General features: G+C 58.7%; 11 protein-coding genes and 1 pseudogene. 3 read left to right on the top strand and 9 right to left on the bottom strand.

Annotated features, from left to right (window positions below):
• Nucleotides 1-63 precede the first annotated feature (63 nt).
• The 3 genes from repC to repA all read right to left on the bottom strand — a co-directional run bounded on the left by repC (nucleotide 64) and on the right by repA (nucleotide 3,662).
• Nucleotides 64-1,284, bottom strand: a complete 1,221-nt coding sequence (gene repC, locus VWY75_RS01245; RefSeq protein ID WP_416538595.1) for a plasmid replication protein RepC — start codon at nucleotides 1,282-1,284, stop codon at nucleotides 64-66.
• A gap of 177 nt (nucleotides 1,285-1,461) precedes the next feature.
• Nucleotides 1,462-2,478, bottom strand: coding sequence for a plasmid partitioning protein RepB (gene repB / locus VWY75_RS01240; RefSeq protein WP_416538594.1), 1,017 nt, complete (start codon nucleotides 2,476-2,478; stop codon nucleotides 1,462-1,464).
• The gene (gene repA / locus VWY75_RS01235; protein WP_416538593.1) at nucleotides 2,475-3,662 is read right to left on the bottom strand and encodes a plasmid partitioning protein RepA; all 1,188 of its coding nucleotides are present in this window, start codon (nucleotides 3,660-3,662) and stop codon (nucleotides 2,475-2,477) included. The genes repB and repA overlap by 4 nt, the downstream gene beginning before the upstream one ends.
• Nucleotides 3,663-3,898: 236 nt before the next feature.
• On the opposite strand from repA, the gene VWY75_RS01230 reads away from it, so the two are divergent.
• Nucleotides 3,899-4,126 carry an AbrB/MazE/SpoVT family DNA-binding domain-containing protein gene (locus VWY75_RS01230; protein ID WP_055296342.1) on the top strand — a complete coding sequence of 76 codons (228 nt, stop codon included), beginning with the start codon at nucleotides 3,899-3,901 and terminating at the stop codon, nucleotides 4,124-4,126.
• Nucleotides 4,116-4,511: a PIN domain-containing protein gene (locus VWY75_RS01225; protein ID WP_416538592.1), complete on the top strand. Its 396-nt coding sequence runs from the start codon at nucleotides 4,116-4,118 to the stop codon at nucleotides 4,509-4,511. The genes VWY75_RS01230 and VWY75_RS01225 overlap by 11 nt, the downstream gene beginning before the upstream one ends.
• A 61-nt stretch (nucleotides 4,512-4,572) precedes the next feature.
• Here the strand turns inward: VWY75_RS01225 and VWY75_RS01220 are convergent, their stop codons facing one another.
• From VWY75_RS01220 to VWY75_RS01200, 5 genes and pseudogenes are all read right to left on the bottom strand, one after another.
• Nucleotides 4,573-5,466, bottom strand: coding sequence for a recombinase family protein (locus VWY75_RS01220; protein WP_416538604.1), 894 nt, complete (start codon nucleotides 5,464-5,466; stop codon nucleotides 4,573-4,575).
• A gap of 51 nt (nucleotides 5,467-5,517) precedes the next feature.
• Nucleotides 5,518-7,383 (bottom strand): annotated as a pseudogene (locus VWY75_RS01215) (thiamine pyrophosphate-dependent enzyme); the annotation flags it as partial.
• A gap of 17 nt (nucleotides 7,384-7,400) precedes the next feature.
• Entirely contained in the window at nucleotides 7,401-8,648 is a 1,248-nt protein-coding gene (locus VWY75_RS01210; protein ID WP_416538591.1) for an aminomethyltransferase family protein, read from the bottom strand.
• Nucleotides 8,649-8,674: 26 nt separating this feature from the next.
• Nucleotides 8,675-9,517 (bottom strand): fumarylacetoacetate hydrolase family protein, encoded by an 843-nt coding sequence (locus VWY75_RS01205; RefSeq protein WP_416538590.1) that lies wholly within the window; start codon nucleotides 9,515-9,517, stop codon nucleotides 8,675-8,677.
• On the bottom strand, nucleotides 9,514-10,449 hold the full coding sequence (locus VWY75_RS01200; RefSeq protein WP_416538589.1) for a ketopantoate reductase family protein: 936 nt from the start codon (nucleotides 10,447-10,449) through the stop codon (nucleotides 9,514-9,516). Before VWY75_RS01200 ends, VWY75_RS01205 begins: the two co-directional genes overlap by 4 nt.
• 129 nt (nucleotides 10,450-10,578) lie before the next feature.
• Between VWY75_RS01200 and VWY75_RS01195 the strand changes: the two genes are divergently transcribed.
• Nucleotides 10,579-11,493 carry a LysR substrate-binding domain-containing protein gene (locus tag VWY75_RS01195; protein WP_416538588.1) on the top strand — a complete coding sequence of 305 codons (915 nt, stop codon included), beginning with the start codon at nucleotides 10,579-10,581 and terminating at the stop codon, nucleotides 11,491-11,493.
• Here the strand turns inward: VWY75_RS01195 and VWY75_RS01190 are convergent.
• Complete coding sequence (locus tag VWY75_RS01190) at nucleotides 11,490-12,191, bottom strand: Type 1 glutamine amidotransferase-like domain-containing protein (protein WP_416538587.1); 702 nt, start codon at nucleotides 12,189-12,191, stop codon at nucleotides 11,490-11,492. The genes VWY75_RS01195 and VWY75_RS01190 overlap by 4 nt on opposite strands.
• Nucleotides 12,192-12,291: the final 100 nt, after the last annotated feature.

Below are 12,291 nucleotides of genomic sequence, written 5' to 3'. Positions count from 1 at the left end.
TTCACAGCTGTGAACCTTTCTTCTGCGCGTCGAAACAAGACGCAGTTCACAGCTGTGAACTTTTCATGCAGCGTCCTTTCTCATAAGGGCCATGATCATGGGACCACAGGAGAATTCACCGAGCGCAGCCTTCGCAGACAGCGACCGCAAATACCCACCTGGTGAACGGATGTCGCCAAGGCGTTCCAACATTGCCAAGATGACCACCGATGCCTCTTCCGGACCCATATGCCGTTTAGCCTCATCCCACGCTGAAGGAGAGACGCCCATCATAGGTCTTATAACATCCGCAACCCTTACCAGATCATGCCAATGGCGCACGGGTCGTTCAGCATATGTTTGGTACTCAGAGCATGCGGCCAGGACGAGACCGAGGGGGATCCTAGGGAGATTGTTATCGATTGGGACAGGCTCATCAGTCCTACCCACTGCAACCAGTGATGTTGCCGGATCGGAGACGCTGCCCTCGCCCTGCGCTTTTTCTAAGCGTGGTTCAAAATCATAAGAGTCTTTATTTGAATTCTGATAGTGCTGCTCATATGTGACTTCATTGGTGCTCATATCTTCTGACTGAACTGGTTCCAACAGGTCCCTAATGGCGTTCAGCGCTTCGGACAACGCAGTTTCGATCTGCTGCAACTCTGCAAAGTCGAGTTTGCGGCGAAGGTCGCGCGCCGTCAGGACACAGAGGTCGGACACTTGGTCCCAGATGGCGCGGTCAGGGCGCAGAGAGCGTCCGTAGTCGACGAGACCCGCTAGATCACGGCGCATGAGGCTTACAGTGGATCTGAGCCGCTTGTAGCGCTCCTCCGCAGCACGGACAGCCTCTGCGGCTTCGCACACTTCGACGAAGCGTTGGGCGAGGGGGGCCAGATCGAAGCCGAAAGCGATCTTTTCGTCGCCATACCGGCGCGCGTAACGCTTGCCATTGGGACTGTCGCGACGCACGACGAAACCGGCTTGCACCAGGTTCGCCAGATGCCGCCGCATGGTCGAGCACGGCATGCCGTTCAGGCGCTCACAAATTGCCTTGTTGGACGGATGCACGACAGTTTCACTATGGTTCCCGCCAACGATCGTGGCCTGATGGAAACTGACCAATGCCTGAAGCACGCTCAAATCGCGGTCGGACAAGCCGAAGGCGATACGAGCAGCGGCGAGTTCGCGAAGTGCTTCCCATTTGTTGACGCCGGAAGGCGGGAGGCCCTGTTGCGCCGCTGCCTGATAGTGCAGAATGGCAGCATTTATGGGTCGCCTGAAAGGCGTTACGGGGGTGTAGTCCATTTTACATTCACGAAGACAAAGAAATTACGGTCCGCGAATCACTTAAGACTTGCGAAAAACGGCGTCCGAGACTAACTTGAGAGTGCTAAGAACAAGTCAGGGTCTCGTAGGGCGGTCGCTTTGCGGGACCTTTTCTTTGGCTTTTTCGTGCCTCCTGTTTTTGGTTTCTGCTCTTCCTCAGTCTTCTGAACGCTGCTTCCAGCGTTCGTGAAGTTCTTCAATCAAATCATCGGCTTCAGACTCTACCCAGTCGGCAAACTTACTATTCTGCAACTCGATCGAGATCCCTTTGGCGGTGCGTTTGAGCGTGCCGCCACGTTTGCCCCCAATCCTGAGCGGTTGGCTGGATGCAGCAGAAGGGGAGGGGGCATTGGCCGGTTTGACTAACCTTGTGACAACCTTCGACACGGCCTCGAACGCCTGCACAGAGGGGTCGTCGGTCGCAGGTGCGGCATCAATCACCATGGCCACATCGGCCTTGCCATGGGTTTCCTCAGCAAGGCGGATCAGGCTGCCCCGATCCAAGCCGTTGTCCGCGATGGCACGGCCCATGGCCTCCCACCGGGGTCGGCCGATGCCGTGTGCGGCACCGATGGCGCGGATGAGGTCTGTACCGACCATGTCGGCGATGGCGATGGCCATGGACACCGAAGATTTGGTCACGGTCAGAATTTCTGCAACCTGTGATTGATTTCCAAAGCCCGACGATACGAGCTCTTGCGCAAAAATCGCCTTTTCAATGAAGGACAAATCGCGGCGCGCCATGTTTTCGGAAATTTGCGCACGCAGGGCACTGTCATCATCCAGGTTGGCGACCAGTGCGCGCACCTTGGCGACCTTGTCGGACTGGCGGATCGCCTCGAGCCGGCGGCGACCATAGACGAGCAGATAGCGGTCCGTCTCTGACGGGTGCCGGCGCACAAGAATTGGTACGGTCTGACCATTCGCCTCAATTGCGGCGCGCAGATCATGTACATCCGCCGGATCAAGCCGGTCGACCATTCGGTCGTCGACGATACTGGCCGGGTCGAGTTCCCAGACATGATGTGAATCGACCGCATCACGGGCCGAGCGCAGGGCGCGATTGGACGTCATCATAGGGGTTACGGCGCCAGCCTGAGGGGCAGGGGCCGGGCCACCGGCTGCCGCGAGATTGTCGAGCATCGACATTCGCTTTTTCTTGCCACTCGTCATGACCGCCCCCACGTTTTCTGAATGAGTTCAGCGACTTCGTCGTTCAGCGCGTTCAGACTTTCAAGGGCGCGATCGTAGGTCGTGCGGGTAAAGGCGCTCCGCTCGACTTCGTATAGGGTTTGCTTTGTCAGACCTGCATCGGAGATCGCTGTGGATTTGAGCATTGGCGAGTTGAGCACCGCATCGCCATACATGGTGCGCAGAAAGGCGACGATCCGGTTTTGTGGTGCATCCTGAGGTTCATAGCGCGTCAGCGCATAGCGCATCCAGTCGTGGGACATGTCCGCACCGCTTTCGGCGATCACGTCCATCAGATCAGCCGTCATGCGCAGAAATTGCGACATCGACATCACGTCGAGCATTTCCGGATGAATTGTGACCAGCACGCCGGTGGCGGCAGAAAGTGCGGACATGGTGAGAAAGCCCAGTTGCGGCGGGCAGTCGATGACCACAACGTCGTAATCGCCGTCAACCTGCGCCAACGCCTCTTTCACGCGGAAAAAGAACAGGCCTGCGTTGCCTTGTGAAAGAGCACGCGGCGTTTCGTGTTCGAACTCCATCAGTTCCAGATTGCCCGGGATCAGGTCGAGGTTCGGGATATAGGTCTTGCGGATGACAGCGCGGATCGGCTCTGGATCATCATAACGGATCGCGTCATAGAGCGTGCCGCCATCTGTCAGATCGAATTCGGGCTGTACGCCATGTAACGCCGTGAATGAGGCCTGCGGATCAAGATCAATGCCCAAGACGCGATAACCGCGCAAGGCTAGCCGTTGTGCAAGGTGTGCCGAAGTCGTCGTTTTGCCCGAGCCACCCTTGAAGTTCATCACACCGATGACTTGCAGGTGATCGCCGTCACGCCGTCCGGGGATATAGTCTCCAGGCTTGCGCGCGGTCTTTTCCAGCAGGACACGCAGGGCCTGAATGTCCTGCGCGGAATACAGGCGACGATTGCCGGCCGTCAGTTCAGGCGAAGGGCCCTTGCCATCAAGGTTGATTTTGCGCAGGTATGAGTCGTTCACACCAAGAAGCGCAGCCGCTTCGCCGGAGGTGAATTTGCGCATTTCCTTTGTGGCGTCAGGGGGAAACAGGCTTTCGCGTTGCGAATGCAACTGGTTGGCCAGCCACTCGGAATGCTGGCGGATGACCGCGTTCAGGTCCTGATGCACGAAAGTCTTGTTCATCTGCCCTCTCGATCCGCGCTACGCATCTTCGGCGTGTTCACGGTTATTGACGTTTTTTGCCTCGTTTCCGTGACTATTGCCGTAAGAGTCGGATTCGCGCAAGGTTTTTCCACATCTTGTGTGAGCTCACCGTCGAAACACAAGCACGTTCGCCGTCGTCGTCGAATGCTGATCTTGGCAATTGCGGCAGGATGATATACATATAGGATCGTATATCCACTTGGAGGAACGACACTATGCAAGTTGCAAAATGGGGGAATTCGCTCGCGGTCCGGCTGCCTGCCGATCTTGTGCGCGAACTTGGCCTCAAAGAGGGTGACCAAATCGATCTGATAAAGGACGACGGTACTTTGCTTGTCCAGCGCCAACCTCGCGCCGATGAAGTCCTGCAAGGGCTAAGGCGGTTTCGCGGAAAGCTATCCAAGGACGCACGCCTGAGCCGCGACGCTGCGCATGAGCGCTGAATTCGCGGATACAAATGTCGTCCTTTACCTTCTTGATGACGGCCCAAAGGCGGATCGGGCGGAAGACATCCTGGGGCAAGGGCCGCGGATCAGTGTGCAGGTCCTGAACGAAGCGATGGTCAATTGCCGGAGGAAAGCCGGTCTCAGTTGGGAGGAGACCGGCGCTTTTCTCGCAGGGGTACAATCCTTGTGTCCAGTCGAGGACCTGACAGTGCAAACCCATCTGGTGGGCCGAGCGTTGGCAGAAAAGTACCAGCTTTCGGTCTATGACGCGATGATTGTGTCAGCCGCTCTTATTGCTGGATGCACGACGTTATGGAGCGAAGATATGCACGACGGATTGCTGGTCGAAGATCAGTTACGCGTCGTGAATCCATTCACCTGACCAGAAAATGGGCTGCAACCTTGAAATTGTTCCATGAGTTGGAAGATTTGCAAGGTTGTGTTTATTGCTCGCACTCCAGCAAGCCCAACTTCTCCGCGCGTTCCAGCAGCATTCTCACGGACGACGGCTGCCAGCTGGTACGACCTCGAGGGGTCCGTTCGCGCATCGATTCCAGCCGGTCGCAGATCGCCTGCAGCGTGATTTCGGGGTCCGCGCCTTTGATCGCTGCGACGATGGCCGGCAGGCGGTCATTGGTTTCGCGGCGTCCGGCGCGCCCAAGCACCTCGGCAGGAAGGAACCCGTCGCGCACATATGCCTTCACAGCGCGGAGCAGTCGGCTTTGTGTCCAATGGCGATCTGGGGACAGGGGGCCATTGATGATCCGCAGCAGGTCTTCCCAGGCCATATCCGGCCGCAAGCGGCGCACATGGGGCACCCAATCCTGCGCGGTCTCGTTGAGGCGCTCCATATAGCCGTCCTGTCGCGCAAGCCGCACCTTGCGCAGCGCGGCGGGATCCTTGGCGCGTAGCCCAGGATTGCCACCAACGCGCCCTTTGGCGCGCGCAGAGGCAAGCCCGGCCTTGGTGCGTTCGCGGATCAGAGCGCGCTCGAACTCGGCCGCGGCACCCAGAACCTGCAGCGTGAACTTGCCTTGCGGGGATGCGGTGTCGATGGGATCCTGCAGGGAGCGGAAGAAGGCGCCCTTGGCCTCCAGACGTTCGATCACCTCCAGCAAGTGCGACAGAGACCGCGCAAGCCGGTCGATCCGCACAACGACCAGCGTATCGCCGCTCTGGACGCGTTCGAGCACGCGTGCCAGCACCGGTCGCGCGCGATTGCCGCCCGAGGCGTGCTCTTCAAAGATCTCGACGCAACCCGCAGTTTGCAGGGCCTCAGACTGGGGCAGGGGGGTCTGATCCTTTGTGGAAACACGGGCGTAGCCTATCAGGGGCATGAAATCGGGCCGTTTGCAATTTAAGGTATCGCTAATAAACGACGGATTGATGATGACCATCTGATCCGGATCAGCCAACTTGCCACGCTTTCGGCGTCTTCTTTTCTCCGCAGCGCATGTCTGAATGTAGAGGATCGCTGTCACGCCCTTGATGCCTTGCAAGTCTTGCTGCACGCTGTTGAGTTGATCGCGTGATCTGACTTCAATCCCCGACGGTAGCCGTGGCATAGGTTCTTTTTCGTCGATGACAGCCACAACTTTCTTGACCCCGAAGGCCAGCAACTCCGCCCCAATTTGATAGGGGGTCATGGCGCCTTCGTGTTGCTGACCACCCGTCATAGCAACGGCATCATTGTAGAGGATCTTGAACGTGATGTTCGTGCCCGCGTAGACCGCAGCCCTGATCGCCTGATTGCCGGAGTGGTTGTAGGTGCCATCGCCCATGTTCTGGAAAACATGTGCACGTTTCGAGAAAAGAGCCTCCCCCACCCAGTTAGCCCCTTCACCGCCCATGTGCGTATGACCGCTGGTCTCTCGGTCCATCCATTGCGCCATGTAGTGGCAGCCAATGCCGGCATATGCACGAGCCCGCTCTGGCAGGCGGGTGGAACTGTTATGGGGACAACCCGCACAGAACCAAGGCTTGCGTTCCACTGCATCGTGGATCGTATCATCAGGTGCCAGATTGCGCAGGACTGCGGCGCGCTCCAGGAGGGGGCCCGTCTTGACGCCGATCTGTTCAAAGACCTGCACGAGAGCTATCGCAATTCTTGACGGGTCAAGGTCGAGGATGGAGCGAAACAGGGGTAGGCCGTTCTTATCTTTGCTGCCCAGCACTGTTGTCCCAACAGGCACGATTTCCCGAACCTGGGGTTCCAGGACTGGACGCTTTTCCTCTACAACGATGACGTGATCTAGGCCGGCACTCCATTCCTTCAAACATTGGGGCTCGAGTGGCCAGACCATACCAACCTTGTAGGTGGTAACCTCGATTTGCTGCAGTGCATCATCGTCCAGATCAAGCAGTTCGAGTGCGTGAATAAGGTCGAGCCAACTCTTGCCCGAGGCGACCAATCCAACTCGAGCGCCGGGCACTCCGTGCACGCGCCGGTCGATCCGGTTTTCCCGGGCATAGGCTTGAACAGCCGGAATCTTGGCTTGGTGCAGTCGGGCTTCTTGGCTCTGCGGCGTGTCACCCAAACGAATGCTGAGGTCGGACCCGTCAAGTGTCTTGGGGAGTTTGATGTCGACGCGGAAAGGGTCGCCATTGACGACGGCGGTCGCGTCAATCGTATCCTTCACCGATTTGAGGCCGACCCAGCACCCACTGAACCGGCTCAGCGCCCAACCGTGCAAACTGAAATCAAGCAACTCCTGCACACCAGCTGGCGACAGAATCGGGATCATGGCGTCAATGAGTGCGAGTTCGGATTGATGGCACGTCGTCGAGCTTTCACAGGTATGGTCGTCGCCCGCTGCGACCAGGATTCCTCCCAGCGGGGACGTGCCCGCCAGGTTCGCGTGGCGGAAAACGTCTCCTGACCTGTCGACGCCGGGGCCTTTACCGTACCAAAGCCCGAATACCCCCTTGTGCAGACCTTCTCCGCGCAATTCAGCCTGTTGGGTACCCCACAAGGCCGTTGCGGCAAGATCTTCGTTCAGCCCAGCTTGGAATCTGATGTGAGCAGGCTCCAGCAGCGGGGCCGCTTTTCTAAACGCCTCGTCAACGGCTCCAAGGGGCGACCCACGGTAGCCTGTCACATAACCCGCCGTATCAAGCCCCGCTGCCGCATCACGGGCGCGTTGCATCAGGGTCGCACGGACCAGGGCCTGCGTTCCGGACAACAGGACGGTTTTCTTGCTCAGGTCGAAACGATCGACAAGCGACACGTTCCGCAATTCCGGGGAACCCGCCATCTTTCTAGCTTTGCCGATCAGGCGCTTTGGACAGTTGCAAGGTCATGCCCTACGCCCGCCCATGGATTCGGGCCGTCCGGGATGGTCGTATTGATGCCACGGACGATTTCACCCTTCGGATCATACATCGGCAGGGTACAGAGTTCGCCGCGGTGGCGCTCCCCATCGGTGCATTCAACCTCAACAATTGTCCCCGGCCCCTGCGCATCCTGGTCGAGATGAACGATACCGATGCCGCAAACCTGATATGGGGACCAGGTGCTCGAAGTCACCCGCCCGATCTGTTGCCCACACTGATACAAGGTTCGCCCGCGCAAGGCGATGCTGCCCTCGACTCGAAGTCCCCAGGTGCGGCAGGTTCGGTCGGCCGCAAGAAGCGCATCGCGCCCGATAAATTCACCACAGTCGAAGTCGATGAACTTGCCGAGGCCGACAGAAAACGGTGTCGTGTGCCGGGTGAAATCCTGGCCCGCCGACAAGAGCCCCGCCTCGATCCGGCGGCCCCGGAACCCGGGCGTCGCGGTCAGTAGCATACCCATCTTTGTGCCTTCGGCGAGGATCAGATCACCCAGCATTTCGATGTTGTTTTCGGGGCGGAAGTAGATTTCCCATCCCAGTTCGTTGGTAAACCCCGTGCGGCTGATGATGACCTTCTGCCCGGCCATGCTCACCTCGGCCCAGTCGAAATAGCGCCAGGGGTCCGGCATCGGACCATCCAGCAGATGTGCCAGCAGCTTCATGGAATGGGGTCCCTGGATCTGGCTGACCCAGACCTCGGGGTCGCTGATCGTGACATCCAGACCGGCGGCATGTGCCATGTACCACGAGAAGAGATCGCCATCGGCCTGCGCGAACCAGAAACGGTCATCTGCCACGCGCAGAAGCAGCCCATCGGTGATCATGCCCCCATCGTGGTAACAGGCAAACTGGTAGGAGCAGCGTCCGGTCTTCACTTTGGACACATCGCGCGGAAAAATCCGTTGCAGGAGTTTCAGCGCATCGGGCCCCGCGATCTCGAACGGGTGTTCGCCGGTGTGCCGCAGAATGATACCCTGCCGAGCCGCCCAGTACATCTCGTCAGGTGTGGCATTGGTCAATTTCTCCGGGGTCAGGCGACCAGCGTAAAGAGAGTATTCCGGCTCAAAGGGCAGTTCCTGGTAGGTCAACGGATGAACGGCCATTGTTCGGGCAAGTTCGACGGGGCGGTTCCCTTCAACCGGGAAGGGTTTCACCGAGAAACGGAGTTTTTTGAGATCGGGATGCATGGATGTCGTCCTTGTTCCGAAGCCGGTCATTCGGCCACATGATTGCGCAACGTGCCAATGGTCGTGACTTCGACCTCGATCACATCGCCAGGTTTCAAGAAGGCAGGTGGTGTTCGGCTACCGCCGGTCCCGTCCGGAGAGCCGGTTGCGATCACGTCGCCGGGGTTGAGCCGGGTGATGCTCGACAAATATGCAATCAGTTTCGGCAGGGGATGAATCATGTCTGCCCCGGTCGCCTGCTGCATGACCGTCCCGTTTACGCGCGTCACGAGAGCCATCTTCTCGATCGGTCCGGCTTCGTCCGCCGTGGTCAGCCATGGCCCCCAGGAACCAGACGCAAAGAAATTCTTGCCGGCATGGACGGAATGTCTTTGCCAGCCTCGAACCGACCCCTCGTTCATGCAGGAAAAGCCGGCGACATATGAAAGCGCGTCGACCTCGGTTACATGGCGGCAGGTCTTGCCGATAACCGCGACAATCTCGCCTTCGAAGTCGAAAGTTGCCGCCGCCTCGCCCCTGGGCATCTCAAGCGGAGCTGCGTGGCTGATCAGCGTATCGTCGTGGCGGCCGAAGATTACGATGTTGTCGGCTTGAACGGTTTGCCCGGCAACCGGGTAGGGCTTGCGATAGTTCAGCCCGACGCAGAGTATTTTGGACGGAGCGGGAACAGGCGGCAGGTAGACAAGGTCTTCCGGATCGAACGCGGTTGACTGGCAATTGTCCGGGATATCAGCCAGCTTGCCCGCCGCCAGCACCGAACGAAGTTCTGGGAATTGCGCCGCAAACATGGACGACACAGGCTTGATGCCTGCGGGAGTGACAAGCCCATAGGTTGGTTGGCCTTCCACCAGGAAGCTGGCGATCCTCATCTTGACGCCCCCTCGAATGCAGCCTCACGCGCGCGCACCTCGGCGCTCAGCCTGTCGTTGACGGGGGTCGCGATCCCATATTGCCGGCCAAGTGGGGGGATCGCCCCGTTGATAAAGTCGATTTCCGAAGCGCGACCAGCAAGATGATCGAGGCGCATGGACGGGCTGGCGTGGCGGACAAGTTCGGCGAAGGCCGTGACATAGGCCTTGGGGTCGTCGAAGGAAAACGCAACGCCGCGTGCCATGCCGCAGGCATAAGCCTCTGACATGGCGGCGAGCGCCTCGGACCAGAATGCGGGGCTGTCCATCAATTCGCCCACGGTGCAGTCGTGCACGGTGCAGGGAGCCGACAGGGTCACATTGCACAGGAGCTTTTCCCAAACCAGTTGATGGATGTCGGCAAAGGCCTGCACTTGGAATCCGGCCCGCGTCCAGATGTCCACAACCCTACCCAGCCGGTCCGTCTCGCCGCCTGTAAGCTCGCCGAGCCGGATCATTTTCATCGCGGTATGGCGCACATGACCCGGCCCTGGAATCGAGGCCCCGAACCCGTCAGCGACGCCCAGAAGGATTGCGCTTTCCGGCAGATGCTCGCGAAGCCTTTCCCCGGCACCAAGCCCGTTCTGGATTGTTAGCACAGTCGCTCCGGGTGCCATTACTCCCCGGACAGCGCGTGCCGCGTCGGCAACACCTGCCGCCTTGGTTGCGATGACAAAAAGCCCGGCGCCCCGCGCATGCGCCACGTCTGTCGAAGCCGTGATGCCCGAAACAACCCGATCACCATCCGGGCCTTCCAGACGCAGCCCGGATTTGGCGATTGCTGCGATGTGATCGGCCCAGAGATCAACGGCAATGACGTCAAGGCCAGCCTCTGCGAACCGCGCAGCGTAGACCGATCCCATCGCTCCGGCGCCGAAGATAGCGATTTTCATGGCACAGCACCCAAGTTGCGCGACCCGGTCCGGACAGGGCCACGTGTTTCCAATAGGTCGAAGGTCTTGCCTTGTATTGTCTTTGACAAACGAGATTTCCGAGCGCTATGGATTGCATAATTTTCATCTATGACGGGGATTATTGTGACTCGATCGTCGAGAAGACTGCCTCTGACGGCGCTTCGAACCTTTGAGTCCGCGGCGCGGCACCTGAGTTTCAAGGCTGCGGCCGAAGAACTGTGTGTCAGCACTACAACGGTCAGCAATCAGATCCGGCAACTGGAGAAGGACTGGGGTTTCAAGCTATTTCATCGCCACACGCGCGCAGTCAGCCTTACCGAGAAGGGAAGCTCGCTCTCGAAGGTGCTTTCTCGCGCTTTCGATGATATCCGGAGTGAAGTCGAACGACACGTGGCGCAACCGCGCCGCACGGTGTCGATAGCAGTCGGCCCGATTTTCGGATCCCGCTGGCTGGGGCCACGGTTGGCCCGGTTTGGCAAGGAGCACCCGAGGATCGAGCTTCTGGTGCATCATGGATCCCGCATAACCGACGCAAAACAACTCCAGACCGATCTTGCCGTTGACTGGGGTTTCGGCGACTGGCGTGGCCTCGTGTCGACCAGACTACTCGACGCGCGCTATTCACCGATCATAAGCCCGGAACTGGCAGAGCAAGTCGGCACCCTGACACATCCTGCACAGTTGGCGGGCCTTACGATAATCCATCAGCACGATCATAGCGAATGGCACAACTGGTTCGCATTGGCCGGCTGTCCGAACGTGGAAATCGAAAGCGAATTCACGGTTGTCGATTCCAACATGGTTCAGCGTGCGGTGAAAGACGGGCAGGGCGTCGCTCTGGGTGTTTTTCCTTTCATGGACGGTGATGTCGCCAAAGGACAATTGATCAAGCCCTTTGACATCGACCTGAACCCGACACGTGCCTTTCACCTTTTGGAGCGCTCGAAGGCGCGGGAGTCCACGGCAATCCGGACGGTTTGTGAATGGTTCGAAGCCGAGATCGGCAGCGCGCGCAGTCTTTAGACGCAATCCGCCGAGAACTCTGGCAATCGGTTGTACGTAAAGAATCCCGCCTGCACGGCAAGGCTATGCGCGGCACGGTCCGATCGCGCCGAGAAATAGCTTCGCGCAATGCCGTTCAGTGTGACCAGGCAGGCGCTGTCATCCACGGCAATCGCTGTGCCGCCTCGACGTTCCAGAAGCGAATGCTCAAACTTGGCCTTGCGGTCAGGTTCCGAACTGAAGTGTGGGCATATACCTCCCTTGGCCAACGATAGCCCGGCAATCGGTTCGTAGCCGCGCCCGCCTGAATCGGACAGGATCCAGTCGAACCAGCAGACACCGCCAGCGCTGACACCAGCGAGGACACAACCCGCATTGTTGGCAGATTGCAGTATAGGAAGGGCTCCGGCGGCCTGGATTGCTGCGATCAAATCCGAGGTGTTTCCACCCCCCAGATATATCAGGTCTTTGCCCTGAACCCATGCACGGACCTGAGCAGGTGACGCCCCCAGAGGCAAGTGGGACAGTGATCCTGCCTGGTGTTCAAATCGCGCGTAGAACCGCAAGAGCCGGGTTTCATCATCTTTGTTTGCCCAACCCAGGTAGCCGATAGCGGGTCGTGAGGGCAGAAATTGCAGACAGAAATCGTCCAGATCCGGGTCAGTTCCATGAGTAAAGCCGCCTCCGCCAATGGAAAGGATGATCTGCCCCTGGCGCATATACCGACCCCTTGAATCTGATTTGGTAGTCAATCAGTAGGTAGGCAAGCGCTTTTCGCAAACCGATTTTGCGACAAGCATGGATCAACTTTGTTTCATC

Source organism: Phaeobacter sp. JH20_08, from assembly GCF_048056635.1.
Lineage (GTDB): Bacteria > Pseudomonadota > Alphaproteobacteria > Rhodobacterales > Rhodobacteraceae > Phaeobacter > Phaeobacter bryozoorum.
The sequence above is the reverse complement of the archived record's forward strand: the minus strand, read 5'-3'. Positions and strand labels throughout refer to the sequence as shown.

Bases quoted from the DNA above. Each gene is read 5' to 3' on its own strand.
- repA (WP_416538593.1), bottom strand. From the start codon at position 3,662: ATGAACAAGACTTTCGTGCATCAGGACCTGAACGCGGTCATCCGCCAG.
- VWY75_RS01230 (WP_055296342.1), top strand. From the start codon at position 3,899: ATGCAAGTTGCAAAATGGGGGAATTCGCTCGCGGTCCGGCTGCCTGCC.
- VWY75_RS01190 (WP_416538587.1), bottom strand. From the start codon at position 12,191: ATGCGCCAGGGGCAGATCATCCTTTCCATTGGCGGAGGCGGCTTTACT.
- repB (WP_416538594.1), bottom strand. From the start codon at position 2,478: ATGACGAGTGGCAAGAAAAAGCGAATGTCGATGCTCGACAATCTCGCG.
- VWY75_RS01200 (WP_416538589.1), bottom strand. From the start codon at position 10,449: ATGAAAATCGCTATCTTCGGCGCCGGAGCGATGGGATCGGTCTACGCT.
- VWY75_RS01210 (WP_416538591.1), bottom strand. From the start codon at position 8,648: ATGCATCCCGATCTCAAAAAACTCCGTTTCTCGGTGAAACCCTTCCCG.
- VWY75_RS01205 (WP_416538590.1), bottom strand. From the start codon at position 9,517: ATGAGGATCGCCAGCTTCCTGGTGGAAGGCCAACCAACCTATGGGCTT.
- VWY75_RS01225 (WP_416538592.1), top strand. From the start codon at position 4,116: ATGAGCGCTGAATTCGCGGATACAAATGTCGTCCTTTACCTTCTTGAT.
- VWY75_RS01220 (WP_416538604.1), bottom strand. From the start codon at position 5,466: ATGCCCCTGATAGGCTACGCCCGTGTTTCCACAAAGGATCAGACCCCC.
- VWY75_RS01195 (WP_416538588.1), top strand. From the start codon at position 10,579: ATGACGGGGATTATTGTGACTCGATCGTCGAGAAGACTGCCTCTGACG.
- repC (WP_416538595.1), bottom strand. From the start codon at position 1,284: ATGGACTACACCCCCGTAACGCCTTTCAGGCGACCCATAAATGCTGCC.